General features: G+C 70.7%; 13 protein-coding genes. 7 read left to right on the top strand and 6 right to left on the bottom strand.

Features of this window, described 5'->3' with window-relative positions:
* Positions 1-380: 380 nt before the first annotated feature.
* From ACIA5F_RS07290 to ACIA5F_RS07280, 3 genes are all read left to right on the top strand, one after another.
* Positions 381-1,553 carry a cytochrome P450 gene (locus tag ACIA5F_RS07290; protein WP_399350245.1) on the top strand — a complete coding sequence of 391 codons (1,173 nt, stop codon included), beginning with the start codon at positions 381-383 and terminating at the stop codon, positions 1,551-1,553.
* Positions 1,554-2,296: 743 nt separating this feature from the next.
* Positions 2,297-4,303, top strand: coding sequence for a DUF6923 family protein (locus tag ACIA5F_RS07285; RefSeq protein ID WP_399350087.1), 2,007 nt, complete (start codon positions 2,297-2,299; stop codon positions 4,301-4,303).
* Between the two features lie 1,610 nt (positions 4,304-5,913).
* The gene (locus tag ACIA5F_RS07280; RefSeq protein WP_399350085.1) at positions 5,914-6,384 is read left to right on the top strand and encodes an ATP-binding protein; all 471 of its coding nucleotides are present in this window, start codon (positions 5,914-5,916) and stop codon (positions 6,382-6,384) included.
* Between the two features lie 118 nt (positions 6,385-6,502).
* Here the strand turns inward: ACIA5F_RS07280 and ACIA5F_RS07275 are convergent, their stop codons facing one another.
* Complete coding sequence (locus ACIA5F_RS07275) at positions 6,503-7,123, bottom strand: DJ-1/PfpI family protein (protein ID WP_399350083.1); 621 nt, start codon at positions 7,121-7,123, stop codon at positions 6,503-6,505.
* 119 nt (positions 7,124-7,242) lie between these two features.
* On the opposite strand from ACIA5F_RS07275, the gene ACIA5F_RS07270 reads away from it, so the two are divergent.
* Both ACIA5F_RS07270 and ACIA5F_RS07265 read left to right on the top strand, forming a co-directional pair.
* Positions 7,243-8,949: a right-handed parallel beta-helix repeat-containing protein gene (locus ACIA5F_RS07270; protein ID WP_399350081.1), complete on the top strand. Its 1,707-nt coding sequence runs from the start codon at positions 7,243-7,245 to the stop codon at positions 8,947-8,949.
* The gene (locus ACIA5F_RS07265) at positions 8,946-9,353 is read left to right on the top strand and encodes a hypothetical protein (RefSeq protein ID WP_399350079.1); all 408 of its coding nucleotides are present in this window, start codon (positions 8,946-8,948) and stop codon (positions 9,351-9,353) included. Before ACIA5F_RS07270 ends, ACIA5F_RS07265 begins: the two co-directional genes overlap by 4 nt.
* Positions 9,354-9,558: 205 nt before the next feature.
* Here the strand turns inward: ACIA5F_RS07265 and ACIA5F_RS07260 are convergent, their stop codons facing one another.
* Genes ACIA5F_RS07260 through ACIA5F_RS07245 form a run of 4 tightly spaced genes read right to left on the bottom strand, consistent with a single transcriptional unit; the run spans position 9,559 to position 12,996 of the window.
* Complete coding sequence (locus tag ACIA5F_RS07260; protein ID WP_399350077.1) at positions 9,559-9,954, bottom strand: universal stress protein; 396 nt, start codon at positions 9,952-9,954, stop codon at positions 9,559-9,561.
* A gap of 11 nt (positions 9,955-9,965) precedes the next feature.
* On the bottom strand, positions 9,966-11,465 hold the full coding sequence (locus ACIA5F_RS07255) for a tripartite tricarboxylate transporter permease (RefSeq protein WP_399350075.1): 1,500 nt from the start codon (positions 11,463-11,465) through the stop codon (positions 9,966-9,968).
* Positions 11,465-11,998, bottom strand: a complete 534-nt coding sequence (locus ACIA5F_RS07250; protein ID WP_399350073.1) for a tripartite tricarboxylate transporter TctB family protein — start codon at positions 11,996-11,998, stop codon at positions 11,465-11,467. The genes ACIA5F_RS07255 and ACIA5F_RS07250 overlap by 1 nt, the downstream gene beginning before the upstream one ends.
* Entirely contained in the window at positions 11,995-12,996 is a 1,002-nt protein-coding gene (locus ACIA5F_RS07245) for a Bug family tripartite tricarboxylate transporter substrate binding protein (protein ID WP_399350071.1), read from the bottom strand. The genes ACIA5F_RS07250 and ACIA5F_RS07245 overlap by 4 nt, the downstream gene beginning before the upstream one ends.
* 97 nt (positions 12,997-13,093) lie before the next feature.
* Between ACIA5F_RS07245 and ACIA5F_RS07240 the strand changes: the two genes are divergently transcribed.
* Both ACIA5F_RS07240 and ACIA5F_RS07235 read left to right on the top strand, forming a co-directional pair.
* Positions 13,094-14,740, top strand: a complete 1,647-nt coding sequence (locus ACIA5F_RS07240; protein WP_399350069.1) for an ATP-binding protein — start codon at positions 13,094-13,096, stop codon at positions 14,738-14,740.
* Positions 14,737-15,411 carry a response regulator gene (locus ACIA5F_RS07235; protein ID WP_399350067.1) on the top strand — a complete coding sequence of 225 codons (675 nt, stop codon included), beginning with the start codon at positions 14,737-14,739 and terminating at the stop codon, positions 15,409-15,411. Before ACIA5F_RS07240 ends, ACIA5F_RS07235 begins: the two co-directional genes overlap by 4 nt.
* A gap of 144 nt (positions 15,412-15,555) precedes the next feature.
* Here ACIA5F_RS07235 and ACIA5F_RS07230 read toward each other — a convergent pair whose 3' ends face one another.
* Positions 15,556-17,619, bottom strand: a complete 2,064-nt coding sequence (locus tag ACIA5F_RS07230) for a PhoX family protein (RefSeq protein ID WP_399350065.1) — start codon at positions 17,617-17,619, stop codon at positions 15,556-15,558.
* Positions 17,620-17,754: the final 135 nt, after the last annotated feature.

Genomic DNA, 17,754 nt, shown 5'->3' with positions numbered 1-17,754 from the left:
TCCGAGGAGCGCATCGACGTGGCAGTCCCGCTCGGTGACAAGACCCAAGGCGACAGCCCCCTCGCTGAGCAACGCTCCAGCCGGGACGGCACGGTGACCCCGTACCCGCCGGCTCACCGTCCGCCCCCCGACGCTGACACCCGCTTCCCGTGGCGTCGCAGCGGGAAGGAGTCACCCGGCACGGCACGGCACACCACACCGCACCGCCCCGTGATCGGCGGGAGTGTGCCGTCAGCCGGGGAGGGAAGTCCGGGTGCGCGAAGGCCCGGCACGGTCAGGGAGAGAGGGAGGTGCCGCTCGTGGGCGGAGAACCAGACGAGTTCCGTGACAGCGGTGACCCGGCGGAGGCCGGGTCGGACAGAGGGTACGGATTCCGCAGGATCGAGCGCGGCGGGACGGCGTCGGAGTGTCCCGTCGCGCGGGCCGGTGACGGGGTGTGGGAGGTGCGTGGGTACGACGAGGCACGCGCCGTGCTCCGCAGCACGTCCACCGTGCAGGCCGGGCTCGGGGTCGAGATGGTGTCGAAGCTGCCGAAACACATCCGGCGGCCCGTGCTCTACCGGGACGGTCCCGAGCATCGCGAACACCGCCGCCAGACCGCACGGTTCTTCACCCCGCGCCGCGTCGACGAGCACTACCGCGAGGTCATGGCCCACGTCGCGCAGGCCCAGATCGACCGGCTCCGGGCCGACGGCCGGGCCCGGCTGTCCGACCTCAGCTTCGATCTCGCGATCGGGGTGGCCTGCGCGGTCATCGGCCTGACGGACAGCAGGCCCGGCATCAAGCAACGGCTGGAGCGCTTCTTCCCGGAGCGCTTCGGCACGCCGGGGCTGACGAGTCCGCACGGCATCTACTGGACACTGCGGCAGAACGCCAACTGGTTACGGATGTACGTCGGCGACGTACGCCCCGCCGTCCGGGCCCGCCGCCGCACCCGGCGGGACGATCTCATCTCCCACCTCATCGACGACGGCTGTTCGACCACCGAGATCCTCGGAGAGTGCCTCACCTTCGCGGCGGCGGGCATGGTCACCACCCGCGAATTCATCAGCGCGGCGGCCTGGCACCTGTTCTCCGACGCCGATCTGCTGGCGCACTACCGGGCAGCGGACGAGCCGGGCAGGCTCGCGGTCCTCGGCGAGATCCTGCGGCTCGAACCGGTCGTGGGCCGCCTCAGCCGTCGTACCACCGAACCGCTCGACCTGCCCGGCGCCGACGGCGGGTATCTCACCGTCCCGGTCGGCGACCGGATCGACATCCTGGTCGATCACACCAACGTCGACGAACGAACCGTCGGGGCACGGCCGCGCTGTCTGCGCCCGGGACGCGCCATGAAGGACGCCGGGACGCCTGGGCTGGCCTTCGGCGACGGCCCCCACAAATGCCCGGGGCTCCACATCGCGCTCCTGGAGACGGACGTCTTCCTCAGCCTGCTGTTCGCCCTGCCCGGGATACGGATGGCGAGCCCGCCGACGATCGGCTTCATCGATCCCATCGGCAGTTACGAACTGCGGCACTGCGTGCTGGAGGTGAACACCGGGGACAACGGCTGAGCGCTGCCCCGCGGCGTCCGGTGCGGCACCTCGCCGTGTTGTCGGGGCACCCAAGTGCATCCGGTACTACGGGCGCCCCTCCGCCTTGCGAGGACGACGGGAACCGCTTCCCGCCACCGGACCTGGTGGGGTGCTCGGACGGAGCCGCGCGCCGCCCGGCGCCGCAACCGCGAAGCGACCGTCAAGGCCCGGCGGGCCGGCCGGGCCAAGGCCGAGCCGCCCTACGGCTACGCGTTCGTACGCCCGTAGCCCCGTAGAGGCCGGGTCGGCCGTGGAGCACGTGGCCCTGCACGGTCACGTCTCCACGGTGATCCGCGACATCGCCCGGATCACCCCGCCCTCGGAGGCGGTCCGGCTGACCCGGGCGGGCGAACTGTCCCCGAGCGGCCACCGGGCGGTGCTGTACGGATGGTGCGTCCGGCCGGAGGCAGTACGCGCACCGTCGCGACGATGCACGTCATGGTGCGGCGGCCCGTTCGGCGGATGTGCCGGGCGTAGAGCTCTGTGGCTGACGGGGCGTCTGGTCCCGGGAGGAGTGCCCTCGGGGCGGGAGTCTGGACCGTGAGGGTGAACCCGGGGGAGTCCGTCGGCACGGTAAGCGTTCCGGCCGGTACGCGTGTTGTCGTCTTGTCCCACAAAGTGATGGAGCGCCTGGCCGAACGGTCGGCGCGCGGTCTCTCCGGCCGGGATGCGGTCGGCTCCGCTCGGGTGCTCCCCCTTTCTGAGCAGAAAGGCGTATTCGTATGCGAAGACTCCTGGCACGCACGTGGGCGTGTTCCGCGCTGACCGTGCTGACCGTGGCGGCCGGTACGAGCGCACCGGCCGCGGCGGTGGTGCCGACGGCCGAGGCCACGGCGCGGGCGCGGGCCCCGTTCGGCTGTGCGGGTGACATCCTGCTGATCGCGGGGGCCGATGCCAGCCAGTTGTTCGAGGGGGCGACGGGCCCGGGGGCGATCTCCTTCGCTCCGGTGGGGTCGGCGACGGTCCACTACAACGCGATCGGGGTCAACCCGGTCGACCGGTACTCCTACGCGATCAAGACCGAGGCGCCGGGCTGGAACCTGCTGCGGATCGACGACGCCGGCGCGGTGACCGACCTGGGAACCCTGGGGCTTCCGACTCCCACGGCCGGCGCGGGCACCTACGCCTCCGGGACCTTCGACACCGCCGGGAACTACTACGTCGCCAATGGTTCGGACACTCTGCTCCAGAAGATCGACGTCACCGCGAAGACGTTCACGACGATCACGCTGAGCCAGCCCCTCAACACGGTGATCGACTTCGCCTACAGCGGCGGCTACCTCTGGGGCACCTCGATCTCGGGCGACATCACCCGCATCGACCCGGTGACCGGGACCGTCACCACCTACCCCGGTGTCATCCCCGCCTCCACCATCGGATTCGGCGGCGCCTTCACCTACGGCAACGGCGACCTCGGGTTCTTCGACAACAACGGCCTGATCTACCGGGTCGCCGTCACCGACCCGGCCACGCCCGAATTCACGGTGCTCTCCTCCCAGACCGCGCCGGCGATGTCGCGATCGGTGGACGCCACGTCCTGCTTCGCCGATCCCGTGGACCTCGGTGTCACGAAGACGGGGCCGACGACGGTGCTGCCGGGCGGGAACGTCTCGTACACGATCCAGGTCACCAACAACGGCCCGAACCCGTCCTCCGGCTGGACCCTGAACGACGCGGTCCCCGCCGGGCTGACGAACGCCGCGACCACCACCGCGGGCTGCACGATCACCGGCGGAAGCCTCTCCTGCACCGGCGGACCCCTCGCCGTCGGAGCCTCCGCGCCCGTCACCCTGACCGGCACGGCGGCCGACGCCGCGACCACCATCGTCAACACCGCCACGGTCCGGGGCAACGACCCCGACCCCAACCCCGACAACGACACCAGCACCTTCACCACCACCGTCACCCGCACCGTCGACCTCGCCGTCGTGAAGACCGGACCGGCCACCGTCGCCCCCGGCGGTGAGATCACCTACTCGATCGAGATCACCAACAACGGCCCCCAGGACTCCACCGGCTGGACGCTCACCGACACCATCCCCGCCGGAGTGACCGGCGCGGCGACATCCACGCCCGGCTGCGGCATCGGCGCCGGCGTCCTCACCTGTACCGGCGGTCCGCTCGCCAACGGCGCGAGCACCACCCTCACCGTCACCGGCAACGCCGCGCCCGGCGCGACCACCGTCGAGAACACGGCCAGAGTCACCGGCAAGGAACCCGACCCGGTCCCCGGCAACAACACCAGCACCATCACCACGACGGTCACCGGCACCCCCGGTCTGACCATCGTCAAGAAGCAGCACGGGCCCGTCACGGTCCAGGCCGGTGCCACCGTCGGCTACACGGTCACCGTCACCAACAACGGCACCACCGCGTTCACCGACGTCACCCCCGCGCGCTTCACCGACGACCTCACCGACCTCCTCGACGACGCCGTCTACAACGACGACGCCACCGCCACCCGTGGCACCGTCGCCTACAGCGAACCCGTCCTGGAATGGTCCGGCGCCCTCGCCCCCGGCCAGAGCGCGACCATCACCTTCACCGTCACCACCAACGCCCGCCCCTTCGGCAACCTGAGACTCGACAACACCATCACCTCCGACACCCCCGGCAACAACTGCCCGGACCGCGGCACCGACCCCCGCTGCACCACGCACGGCAAGGTGAAGCCCAAGGACAAGGAGAAGGACAAGGCCGTGTCCACGTCCCAGGGAAGCAAGGCGTGACCGCTTGACCAACGACGCCACCGACACCTGACCACCCTCGCCCGACACCGCTGGGGAACGGGACGGGTGACCGGGAGGCGGCCCTCACTTTGCTGCTGCGGACCTGCCCGGCGAACAGCCGCCGGGCAGGTCCCGGCGCGATGTTCAGCCAATTACGAAGAGTGAAAGCGAAGGGTCGGACTTCCTTAAATCTGCCCAGGCACACCCGGTAGCACAGGGGTCAGGGAGGGTGAGGGCGGAAGAGGGAGGCTGTTACGCGAACGACGAAACCGCAGATCAGACGCATAAGGTATCAGAATTCGTGACCACGGGGGACCTTGCGGAGCGCCGCGCTGCGCCCGGCCTCTCGCCCCGGTATCTGGTAGTCGGAGTGGGGTTCCATCGGTAACTCCAGTAGAAGCAAGCCAGGAATCGGCCGAAACAGTCCGACATGATTCTGTGAAGTGCTCTATAACTGGCCCGGCAGCGTAGTGAAACTGGGGTCAGGACGCGGGCCACGGTCACAAGTCTGCCCAGTACTCACGCTTCACCGGTACATCCGGAAGGAACCCATGAAACCTGGCCCTTGCCCATTTCTCCCCTGTAATACCATCCCTCCGCGAGATAATGGACTCCGCCTCGGGGAACCATGCTCCATGGCCGCACCGGAATCCGGGAACCCCCTGTCGTCAACGGCCTCTTATCCCACCGGGCCGGCTGCAACCGTTACCGCAGAACCCCCCACCCCCATGAACACCGAAGCGCACTCCAGGCCGTCACCTCACGGGCCCGGCAGAAGCTGTCGGCGCACTTCACGAGGAAATGCGCCGACGGCTTCGGTCCGATGGTGCACAATCCCCGCAGAAGCGGGGACCAGATACCCCTTTGATAGCGGGTTTGCCTGGGCAGTGGAACACCCCCGCAGAAGCGGGGACGGTAAGGAATCGCGTGGCCGCGTGAGCCGGCAGCGGAGTCTGCGTCGGAGTTCGGATCGGGAGAGGAAAGGTCGGCTTCGATCTCGCGGATCAGTAGAGGATCAGGTATTCCGTCGCGCGAGGCAAGTTCAGCTCCCACCCGTTGCTGAGGCGTCGGCTTCCGGCCCATCCGGTGGTGCCGGGCCGGCTCGGCCGCAGCGGGCCGGGTGACGGCCCGCCCGCCGGACGGGTCGGGGTTCCGGCCGCGCGGAAGTCCCGGCGGGAGTTCCTTCCGCCCCCACTTGAGTTGCCCCGCTGGATCGGCCGCGATGGCTCGGACAGGACGACGGCGGCCATCGGGCGGTGTGCTGACGACCTGTGGGAGACCCGCTGGTTCGTCGTACTTCAGCTTGAATCCGACCTCGGCGTGGAACCGGTTGGCCACGCGGGCGAACCCGCCGTTTCGAGGTCTGTGCCGACCCCGAGAGCGGCTTTCCGGGCCGATGACGTTTCTCCCCGCGGCGGCGGTCACCGCCGACTCAGTCCAGTGCCGAAGGGTTTCTCGCCATGGACGTGTATTGGTCTGTCTTCTCCGTGCCCCGAACCGAAATTTCCGTCTCGTACGTCCGCAGCCGGGTCCGCGTCCAGATCGCCGGTTGGGATCTCCACCTGGACGATGACACCGGGGACGTCCTCATCCTGCTCACCTCCGAGCTGGTGAACAACGCGGTGTGCCACCCGGCCAAGAAGAAGAGGGAGAGGAAGAGGAAGAAGGAGAGGAAGAGGAGGAGGGACAGGAAGAAGGAGAGGAAGAGGGAGAAGGAGAAGGAGAGGAAGACGGTCACCATCCACATTCGGGTCATTCCCGGCCGGCGGCGGCTCCGGATCGAGGTGTACGACGACTCGAAGGTCTTGCCGCGCCTGCGTACGGCCGGGCCGGACCATGTGAACGGACGCGGCATGTTCCTGGTCAAGCGTCTGTCCCTCGCCCATGGGGCCGCGGTGATCGGCCGGGGCAAGCGGGTCTGGTTCGACCTGCCCCTGCTCGAACAACTGCCGGTCCGCCGCGCCGCGAGGCCATCGCCCGGCGGCCCGGTGTGCCCCGAGCCGCCGGTGCGCTCGCCTTCCCCGGACCCGGACCCGGACCCGGACCCGGACCCGGACCCGGAGCAGTGCCGGGGCCGGTAGCCGCCGGGACCCGTCGCGCCCGGGTGAGGCGCCGCTCCGAGGCGCCGGTGTTCAGGTCGGCCTCGGTGATGTGGGTGGTGCCCGGATCGGTGGGGTCGGTCGGCCCGTCGGCCTTGTGCTAGGCCAGGGTGTGGGCCCGTGCGAGGACCTCGGGCGGGGCCTTGGCCACCGAGCCGGTGTCGAAGGGGGGTTGCGGGTCGTACTCGGTGTAGAGCTGGATCGCCTGGGCGGTCACCTCGTCGGTGAGCAGGGCGGCCAGCCGGACGGCCATGTCGATGCCGGAGGAGACCCCGGCCGAGGTGATCACCCGGTCGTGCCGGACCACCCGCTCGGGGGTGTAGAGGGCGCCGTACGACTCCAGTTCGGCAGCCGCGTTCCAGTGGGTGGTGGCGGTCAGGCCGTCCAGCAGGCCGGCCGCGCCGAGTACCAGGGAGCCGGTGCAGACCGAGGTGGTGAAGCGGGTGCCGGCGTGGATCTGGCGTACCCAGTCGAGGAAACCGGGGTCGTCGGCCATGGTCCGGAAGCTGCCCCCGCCCGGGATCAGCAGGACGTCGCAACGTTCCACCTCGGAGTACCTGGTCGGGACGTGCACCGGCAGGGAGCCCAACGCGTCCTGCACCAGCCCGGGTTCGGCCGTGACGAACCGTACGGTGGCACCGGGCACGTACGCGAGGATTTCGTACGGTCCGATCGCGTCGAGCGGCTCGAAGTGGTCGAAGAGCGGGATCACGATGTCCATGCGCCGCAGCATAGCCACCACCCGGGCGGACCGCGCGGGGCCCGGTGAAGCCCGGGAAGCGAGGCCGTGCTCCGGTAGCATCGGCAGCTCCGGGGCGGCCGCAAGGGGGGCGGGGGCGAATGGTCAGGAAGTACGTCGTCTCGCCCTACGGTGGCCGCCGGGCCCATCCCGGCATCGCGTCCGCGCTCGCCGCCGCCGCTCAGCGGGGCGGGGCGGCACGGATCGAGATCGCGCCCGGTCGTTACGAGGAGACGCTCACGGTCCGGGGCGAGGTCGAGCTGGTCGCGGCCGGCGATCCGGGGTCCGTGGTGGTGGGCCCGCTCAGCGGGGCCGTGCTCGACGCTCTTGGAGCGGTCCGCGTCCACGGGCTGGTGTTCACCGGCCGCGACGCCGATGTCGTGTCCTGCCGTGCGGGAGCGCTCACGCTGGAGCGCTGCGAGATCCAGGCGCACAACGGCGTGAGCGTGCACGCGGGACCGAACACCTCCGTGACACTGCTGGACAGCACGGTCCTCCATGGCAGGACCCTCTTCCGCGGCTCCCACGGGCTCGTGGAACGGTGCCGGTTCACCGATGCCACCGACAACGCGATCGCGGCGATCGAGGGCGCCCGGATCTCGGTCCGGGACAGCCGGATCGACGGCAGCATGATCCACGGCATCCGGGTCAGCGGCGCACGGGCCCAGGTCACCGGGTGCGAGCTGACCCGCACCGGCCAGGCGGCCATCGTGGCGGACACGCAGGCGGAACTGACCGTGACCGGCTGCGTGATCAGCGCCGTGCACGAGGACGCCATCATGTTCAGCGAACAGTCCCGGGGGTCCGTGGACAGCACGCACGTCGTCGACGCACAGCACGGGATCGTGGTGGTGAGCGGCGCCGACCCGGTGGTGCGCGGCTGTGTGCTGACCCGGTGCCGCGACACCGGTATCAACGTCCACAGCGCGGGCCGCGGCAGGTTCGAGGAGTGCGAGGTCGTCGACGCGGGCAATGTCGCGGTGTTCTCGACCCGGGGAGGCGCCCCCGAGGTCCACGGCTGCCGCATCTCGCGGGGCAAGGTCGGCATCGCCGTCACCGAGGCCGCCAGGGGACGCTTCACCCGGATCGAGGTCAGGGATCTGGTGGGTACCGCGCTGCGGGTCCTCGACGGGTCGAGGGCCGAGTTCGAGAACGTCCTGGTGGAGCGCTGCCCGTCGGGCCTGGAGGCCCAGGGCGGCGCGGGCACCACGGTCGAGGTCACCGGAGCGCGGTTCAGCGGCTTCGACATGGCCGCGGCGACCGCCTCCGGCCAGGCCTGGATGAAGCTGACACGCGTGGCGGCCGAGCACGGGGCGGTGGCCTTCTGCGCCGCCGAGGAGGCCCAGCTGCTGGTGCACGACTGCGACGCCAAGGCCGTGAGCACCGGCGGGGCCGTCGCGGTCGGCAGAGCGCGACTCGTGGCGCGCAACCTCACCGTGACCGGTTCGGAGGGACTGGGGCTCTGCGGGGCGGGCTCCGCCTACCTGGACGTCACGGACGCCACCTTCACCGACTGCGCGTCAGCGGGCGCGGCTCTCGCCGACGAGTGCACCGGTCGGCTGGTGAACTGCTCCGTGGAAGGAACGCGGGGCGTGGCAGTGGTGCACAACGACCGCTTCGACCTGACGAGGCTGCGCACGGAGCTGCGGATCGTCAGGAAGGTGACGGAACCGGCCGGTACCGCGCCGACCACCGTCAACCACTACCACGGGCCGGTCTTCAACGCCGTGTCCCACGGTGTCCAACTGGCGTGGAACAACAGCCGGAGCATCCAGCAGCAGACGAACAAGGAGGGTCCTCCCCCATGAGCGATCCGCAGAACACCCACCACTACGACGGTCCGGTCTTCCACGGCCCCGTCACGGGCAACCAGTTCGCCTGGAACAACGAGACGGTCACCCAGAACCAGCGGCACAACAGTGCTGTCGCCCCGGCGTACGAGGAACTCTCCTCGCTGGTCACCCGTTTCCTCCAGGAGCTGCCCGAGGCCGGTCTCGCCGCTGCGGAGCGCGAGGAGGTCGAGTCCGCGGCAAGGGACGTGCTCGGGGCGGTGACCGGCCCGGACGCCCCCGAAGAGGGCAGGCTCCGGCGCGCGCTCGGCAGGCTGGACGGGGCCCTGGGGCCGGTCGCGGCCGGAGTGGTGGCCGGTACGGCGGTGGGAGCGCAGGAGTGGGCCCGGCTGGCGATCGAGTCGCTGGCCGGGATCGTCTGAGGGGGTCCGTCCGGCGCGCTCCTCAAGGCGGCCGTCGAACGCCGAACGGCGGAGGCGCGGACGTACGGGTACGGAACGGAGGCGCGGGTACGGCTCGGGCCATGACCGAACGCCTCCGCGACGGTCATGGCCGATGCCGCGCCGGAGCCCGCCCCCCCCGGACGCCCGCGGCCACGACGTACCCCGGGGTGACGGAGCGGAGCGGTCAGGAATCCGCTTTCACCGCGAGGACCGGACACGGCGAGTCCAGGAGAATCCGCTGCGCCGACGATCCCATGATGAGCTTGCCGACCGCGCTGCGGCGCCTCAGCCCGATCACCACCAGGGAGACCTCGGACGATCCCGCCAGCTCGACGATCTCCTCGGAGGCGTCGCGCCCGCCGACCACCTGGTGGATGTCGAAGTCGACACCCAGCTCGGTCAGGTCCCGTCGGACGAGGTCGAGGTCCTTCTGCTCCGCGAAACCGCGGTCGACGTACGCGTCGCCCCGGGAGGTGTTCACGACCAGCAGGTTCTCGCCCCGGGTGCGGGCCTCCTCGACCCCCGCGCGCAGGGCCGCCTCCCCTTCCGGCGAGGGCACGTATCCAACCAGTACCGTCATGACTGCCCCTTTCAGGCCCGTCGAGCGGCGAGCGGACGCATGACGTACCGGCGGACCAGCGGCCAGGCCAGTACGAGCACGATCACCGTGTAGATCACATAGGACACCGGTCCGCCCAGCAGACCGGACAGTTCGCCGCCCGACAACTGGAGCGAGCGCCGGCCCTGGAGTTCCGCGCGGGGGCCCAGGATGACGCCGACGATCAGCGGCAGCACCGGCAGCCCGAATCTCCGCATTCCGAAACCGATCAGCCCCACCGTCAGGAGGAGGAACAGGTCCAAGGGCTGGGCGTTGACCGCGTAGGCACCCATCGACGCGAAGAACACGATCCCCGCGTACAGATAGGGGCGCGGTATCCGCAGCAGCCTGGCCCAGGCCGGCGCGAGCGGCAGGTTCAGCAGGAGCAGCAGCAGATTGCCGATGAACAGGCTGGCGATCAGCGCCCAGACGAGCTCCGACTCGCGCTCGAACAGCAGCGGGCCGGGCTGGATGCCGTGCGACTGGAATGCCGCGAGCATCACCGCGGCGGTCGCGTTCGTCGGCAGCCCGATGGCGAGCATCGGTACCAGGGTGCCCGCCGCGGACGCGTTGTTCGCCGCCTCCGGGCCGGCGACTCCCTCGATCGCACCCTTCCCGAACTGCTCGGGGTGCTTGCTCAGCTTCTTCTCCGTGGCGTACGACAGGAACGTCGGGATCTCCGCGCCACCGGCCGGCATGGCACCGAAGGGGAAACCGAAGAGGGTGCCGCGCAGCCAGGGCTTCCAGGACCGCTTCCAGTCCTCGCGGCCCATCCACGGCACGCCGACGGGAATCACCCCGGCGGGCTTGCGCCGCAGGTGCGCCGCCACCCAGAGGGCCTCGCCGACGGCGAAGATGCCGACGGCGACCACCACCACGTCGATGCCGTCGGCGAGCTGGGGGACGCCGAAGGTGAGCCGCTGCTGGCCGGAGACCGAGTCGATCCCGACGATGCCGATTACCAGGCCGACGAGGAGCGAGGCGAACCCGCGGATGCGCGACGAGCCGAGCACCGCGGTGACGGCGACGAAGGACAGCAGCATGATCGCGAAGTAGTCCGGTGCGCCCAGGGCGACCGCGAACTCCACCACGAGCGGGGCGACGAACACCAGCAGCAGCGTGCCGATCGTCCCGGCGACGAAGGAGCCGATCGCCGCCGTGGCGAGCGCCTGCGCCGCCCGCCCGGCCTTGGCCATCTTGTTGCCCTCGATGGCCGTGACCACCGAGGACGACTCGCCGGGGGTGTTCAGCAGGATCGAGGTGGTGGAGCCGCCGTACATGCCTCCGTAGAAGATGCCGGCGAACATGATGAACGCCTGGGTCGGCTCCATCCCGTACGTCACCGGCAGCAGCAGGGCCACGGTCATGGCCGGGCCGATGCCGGGCAGGACTCCGACCGCCGTGCCGATCGTGACGCCGATCAGCGCGAGCAGAAGGTTCATCGGGGTGACGACGTGCGCGAACCCCTCAAGCAAATGGTTCAGGTTGTCCATCACAGGATTCCTTGCAGCACGCCGGCCGGGAGATTGACGCCGAGGCCGATCGCGAAGGCGTAGAAGGTGATCAGCGACAGCGCCACCGCGATCACCAGGTTGCGCAGGTAGTGCCGGTTGCCCAGGGCGAAGGCCGTTCCCCAGAACAGGAGGGCCCCGCTGATCACCCAGCCGAGGGGCTCGATCAGGACCGCGTTGACGACGACCGCGCCGATCAGCAGCAGCACGGTGCGCCAGTCGATCGCGTTCGTCAGGTCGATGTCCTCGCCGGCCTCCGGTTCGGCCCGGCCGCCCCGCGCGACGTCGACGGTGTACGCCAGGGCGATCACGAGGAGCAGTGCGCCGAGGAGCACCGGTACGGTGCGCGGCCCGACCGGGTCGGCACTGTTCATGGAGTGTGCGATCCCGGTGGCGTCGACGATCACCAGCACACCCAGCAGGGCGAGGAACGCGCACACGCCGTACTGTGCGCGGTCCCCGCCGGAGGCCCGGCGGGAATCCGAGTCGGTGTGCTCGGTGACGTCCAGGCTCATGCCAGGCCGAGCTCTGTGAGGATGTCGGCGACGGCCTTGTCCTGCACCGCCAGGTAGGTGGTGAACTCACCGCCCGTCATGAACGCGTCGGTCCAGCCGTGCTTGGCCAGCTCGGCCTTCCACTCCTTGGACTCGTGCATCGCGGTCAGCGCGTCGGTCCAGACCTTCCTGTCGGCGTCGCTGATGCCGGGCGGGGCGACGACCCCGCGCCAGTTGGTGAAGACCAGGTTGATGCCCGCGGACTTCAGCGTCGGGGCGTCCTTGAGGGCCTCGACCGGCTTCTCGCTGGTCACCGCGAGCACCCGCACCTGACCCGCCTGGATCTGGTCGAGGAACTCACCGAAACCGCTGGCACCGAAGGCGATCTTGTTGCCGAGGATCGCCGGGAGCAGCTCGCCGCCGCCGTCGTAGCCGACGTAGTTGACCTGCTTCGGGTCGATGCCGACCGTCTTGGCGAGCTGCATCGGGAGGAGGTGGTCCGGTCCGCCGGGCGACGAGCCGCCCCCGACGGCGATGGCCTTGGGGTTCGCCTTCCAGGCGGTGACGAGATCGTTGATCGTCTTGTACGGGGAGTCCTTGGGCACGACGATCGCGCCCGCCTCCTCCATCAGCTTGGCGATCGGCGTGGTCTGCGAGAGCGTCGCCTTCGACTTCGAGGCGTACGAGGCGCCGACGACCCCCAGCCCCATCTGCATGGCCAGCTTGCCGTTGCCCTTCTCGTTCACGGTGCGCTGCAGACCGACCGTGCCGCCGGCGCCCGGGAGGTTGAACACCTGGATACCGGAGGCGATCTTGGTGTCCTCCATCACCTTGGCCGCCGTCCGCGCCGTGGTGTCGTACCCGCTGCCCGGGGTGTTGGGAACCATGATCCGCAGACCGGTGACGGGCTCGTCGCTCTTGCCCGTCGTCTCCTTCTCCGCGGTGGCGCCGCAGGCCCCCACCGTGAGCATGGAGAGGGCGGCCAGGGCGCTGACGACAGCAGTTCTTCGAGTTCTCATGGTTTGTCCCTTTCACTTCCGACAGCCGGACGCCATGATTGTGCGACTCGGCAACTAGCACGTCTGCGTTGTGTCAGAACTGAAGATTGAGTTCATTGTGGTCGTAACTTTTCGCCGCCATACCCTCGCGGGCGAACTGCTGGTGCTCCAGCTCGCCATCGTCGTCGTCGTGGTGCTGGCGGTCGCCGCCCTCTCGCTGGCCCAGTCGGAAGCGACCTTCAACCGGGTCGAAGGACACCGGGTCACCGCGCTGGCCGAGCAGCTGGCCGGCATGCCCCTGGTCTCCAGCCAGCTCACCCGGCCGGCGCCGGGCGAGACGCTCGCCCCGCTCGTCCAGACCACGCTGACCCAGTCGGGCGTCACCTCCGTGACGGTCGCCGACAGCGGCGGCAGGATCGTCAGCTCCACCAACCCCACGATGATCGGTACGGGGCTCTCGCTCGGCCCCGGCGTCGCCGAGGCCCGCGGCTGGTCGGGCGAGCTGGTCCTGGACGGCGCCCACCAGCTGGTGGCCCAGGTGCCGGTGATCAAAGCGACCCAGCCCGGCCTCGGCCGGCATCTCGGCACGGTCATGATCGGTGAGGCGTCCCCGACGGCCTGGCAGCGCCTCGGCGGCGCGTCCTCGTACCTGCTCGCCTACCTCGGCATCGCGGGCGGCCTCGGCCTGATCGGATCGTGGCTGCTGGCCCGGCGGACCAAACGCCAGACCCTCGGCCTGGAGCCACGCGAGATCGCGGGCCTCGCCGAGCACCGCGAGGCCATGCTGTACGGGATCGCGGAAGGCGTGATCGCCCTCGACCCGCAACTGCGGCTCACCCTGGTCAACGAGGTCGGCAGGCGGTTGCTCGATCTGCCCGAGCACTGCGTGGGGATGAGCCTGGCCGACCTCCGGATCGAGGGCCGGCTGCACGACGTGCTCGCCGGATCACCCGGTGAGACGGCCGAGCGGCGCGACGAAGTCGTCATCCGCCGCAACCGGGTGCTGGTGATGAACCGGATGACCGTCACCAAGGACGGCCGCCGGCTCGGCTCGGTCACGACCTTGCGGGACCGCACCGAGCTGGCGCAGCTGGAACGCGAGATCGGATCGTTCCGCAGCTCCGCCGAGCTGCTGCGCGCACAGGCCCACGAGTTCGCCAACCAGCTCCACACGATCTCCGGACTGATCCAGATCGGCAGGCACGACGAGGTGGTGCGGTACGTCCGCGCGCTCAACCGGCACCGCCAGTCGCTCGACACGACCCTGACCACACGGGTCCGCGACATGGCCGTCGGCGCCCTGCTGATGGCGAAGTCCTCGCTCGCGGCCGAACGCAAGGTCGTCCTGCGCGTCTCGGAGCACACGGCGCTCGACCGGCTGGCACCGGAGGACTCGGTGGACGTGGCGACGGTCATCGGCAACCTCGTCGACAACGCCGTCGACGCCGCGGCGGCGGGCGACGACGGCCACGACGCCTGGGTGGAGGTCGAACTGCGGCAGGACGCCTCCAGCGTGGAGATCGTGGTGCGCGACTCGGGCCCCGGCGTGGCGCCCGAACTCGCCCAGGAGGTCTTCTCGCACGGCTTCACCACGAAGGCCGCCCAGGAAGGGGAGCGCGGCATCGGGCTGGCGCTCACCCGGCTCGTCTGCGAGCGCCGCGGCGGCGAGGTCGCCGTGACCAACACGTCCTACGGCGCCATGTTCACCGCGAGGATGTCCGTCGGCAACCTGGCCGGCACGGCCGTGGAAGGGGCCTCCAGATGATCGACGTCCTGGTCGTCGACGACGACTTCATGGTGGCGAGCGTCCACCGGACCTTCGTCGACCGCGTCGAGCCCTTCCGGGTCGTCGGCACGGCGAACACCGGCGAGCAGGCGATCACGGCCGTCGGCCGGCTCCGCCCCGACCTGGTCCTGCTCGACCTCTACCTTCCGGACATGTTCGGCCTGGACGTCATCCCGCGCCTGCGGACCGCCGGGCACGACTGCGACGTCATGGTGATCAGCGCCTCGCGCGAGGCCGAGGCGGTCCGCCGCTCCGTCCGCCAGGGCGTGGTCAACTACCTGCTGAAGCCGTTCGACTTCGAGGACCTGCGGCCCCGCCTCGAACGGTACGCCGCCCAGCGCAACAGCCTGCTCACCACGGTCGTCAGGGGCCAGGCCGACGTGGACCGGGTCCTGACCGGGGCCGGCCTGCCGACATCGAGTGTCGCGCTGCCGAAGGGCATGAGCGTGGAGACCGCGGGGCTGATCGAACGCACCCTGTGCGGCGCCGAGGGAACGCTGTCCGCCGCCGAGTGCGCGGCCCGGACCGGCATCTCCCGGGTCAGCGCCCGCCGCTACCTCGAACACTTCCACGACACCGGCCGCGCCGAGGTGTCCCTGCGGTACGGAGCCGCCGGCCGGCCCGAACGCCGCTACGGCTGGCGCCCCTGACCCCGCCCTGGGAGGCCCGGCGGGTCCTCGCCACCCGCCCTTCCCCTGACCGGCGGTCGCCCCCGGCCCGGCCGTCGGGTGACGGGCGGGCCGGGGGCGGCGGGTGCGGTGGGGTCCGGTGGGGTGCGGGAGGACGGGGTGGGGTCAGATGCCGATGGGGTGGCCGTCCTTGCGCCAGACCGCCACCACGGCGGGGCGGACCAGCTTTCCCGGTCCGTCCGGCCAGGTGCTGCCGGGGTTCTCCACCGTCGCGAAGTCGGTCTCCCCGGGGTGCTGGACGGCGACGAGCACCCGCCGCTCCTGGACCACGGGGCCGCAGGTCTCGGCGCCCACCGGGACGGTGAGGAACTGCTTCAGCTCCCCGCGCCGTTCACCATGGGTGGCCACCCCGAACAGGCCGTCGTTCGAGCCGAGCTTGTTGCCGTCGGTGGAGATCCACAGGTTGCCGTGCGGGTCGAACGTCACATTGTCCGGGCAGGAGATCGGGCTGACCCTGTCCTTCGGGAAGCCCGCGAAGTAGGTGGCCGGGTCGTTCGGGTCACCGGCCACCAGGAAGAGCCGCCAGGCGAACCCGTCGCCCGCCGGGTCGTCGAAGTTCTCGGCGAGTTCGAGGATCTGCCCGTGCTTGTTGAGGTCGCGCGGGTTGGCCTCGTCGGCGCCCGGCTTGCCGGGCTTGCCGCGGTCGGAGTTGTTGGTCAGCGCGACGTAGACGCGGCCGGTGCGCGGGGAGGGTTCGACGTCCTCGGGGCGGTCCATCTTCGTCGCGCCCGCCTTGTCGGCGGCGAGCCGGGTGAAGACGTACACCTCTTCGGCGGTCATCCCGGGCACGTGCGAGACGTTGCCGGTGGCCAGCTTGATCCAGCTGCCGGAGCCGTCGAACTCGCCGTCGGCGGGGTGTTTCCCGGTGCCGTCGATCTCCTCGGGACTGTCACCGGTGAGCTTGGCGACGTACAGGGTGCCCTCGTCGAGGAGGGTGAGGTTGTGCTCCTTGGCCGCGCGGGAGTCGCCCTTGCGCATCTGCTTGGACGAGACGAACTTGTAGAAGTACTCGAACCGTTCGTCGTCGCCCATGTAGACGACCGGGCGGCCGTCCTCGGTGAGGCGGGGCTGCGCCCCCTCGTGCTTGAAGCGGCCGAGCGCGGTGCGCTTGCGCGGGGTGGAGTGCGGGTCGTAGGGGTCCAGCTCCACGACCCAGCCGAAGCGGTGCGACTCGTTGGGCTCCCGCACCACGTCGAAGCGCTGGTCGAACCGCTCCCACTTGCGTTCGGTCTCCCCGGTGGCCAGGCCGTACCGCTTGTCGGTGGGGCGGCTGGAGTGGGCGAAGTAGTTGTTGATGTTCTCCTCGCCGTGCAGCGTGGTGCCCCACGGGGTGGTGCCGCCCGCGCAGTTGTTGAAGGTGCCGAGCACCCGGGTGCCGGACGGGTCGGCCGAGGTCCTCAGCAGCGCGCCGCCCGCCGCCGGGCCCGTCACCCGGAACTCGGTGGTGGCGGTGATGCGGCGGTTGAGACGGTGGCGGGGGACCGGGGTCAGCCGGCCGGTGCCCCGCTCCTCCTGGACCACGACCACGGAGAGCCCGTGCCCGGCCCAGCCGATCTCGACCTGCTCGCGCGTCGGGTCGGCCGGGTCGTAGTTCCGGAACATCAGCCACTCGCTGGTGTACTCGTGGTTGGCCACCATGACCTGGCGCCCCCGCTCACCGGGCAGCGGCAACAGCGAGAGGAAGTCGTTGTTGTAACCGAACTGACCCGCCTGGGCCGCGGCGCTCTGGTTCTCCTGGTCGAAGGCGGGCGCGCCCCGCAGGATCGGGTCACCCCACCGGATCACGACGGCCTGGTCGTGACCGGCGGGGACGGTGACGGCGTCGGTCTCGTTCGGCGGTACGGGGGCGAAGCGCAGCCCCCGGGCGCCGTCGGCGCTCCCGTGTCCCCGCTCCCGTGCCCCCGGGCCGGTGGCGGCGAACGCCTGCCCGCTTCCGCCCGGACCGGTCACCGAGGCGGCTCCCGAGGCCGCCGCCACGGTCACCACGGCGGCGGCGCGCATCACGGACCGGCGCGAGAGCGCGCCCGCGATGATGTCACCCGCGTACGCGTTGTCGCTGGTGTTGGGCACGTCCTGGAAACAGGCGTCCCCGCAGCGGTAACGACAGGTGAGCGCGGAGCGCCCGCCCGGGTGCGGCGGGGCGCTCAGAAACGGCAACAGGTTGCGCACGGTTCCTCCTCGGGCGCGTGTCCGCGCCGCAGCTGTCCTGATGCCCGGGTCCAGGGACGGCGGGTGTCCGCCTCGCCGCGGAGCGCCTCGCGCCGTACCACGGCCGGTCCGCTCCTCGGGGACGGTGCTCCCGCG

Origin of the sequence: Streptomyces sp. NPDC051567 (genome assembly GCF_044454165.1) — a bacterium.
Lineage (GTDB): Bacteria > Actinomycetota > Actinomycetes > Streptomycetales > Streptomycetaceae > Streptomyces.
The sequence above is the reverse complement of the archived record's forward strand: the minus strand, read 5'-3'. Positions and strand labels throughout refer to the sequence as shown.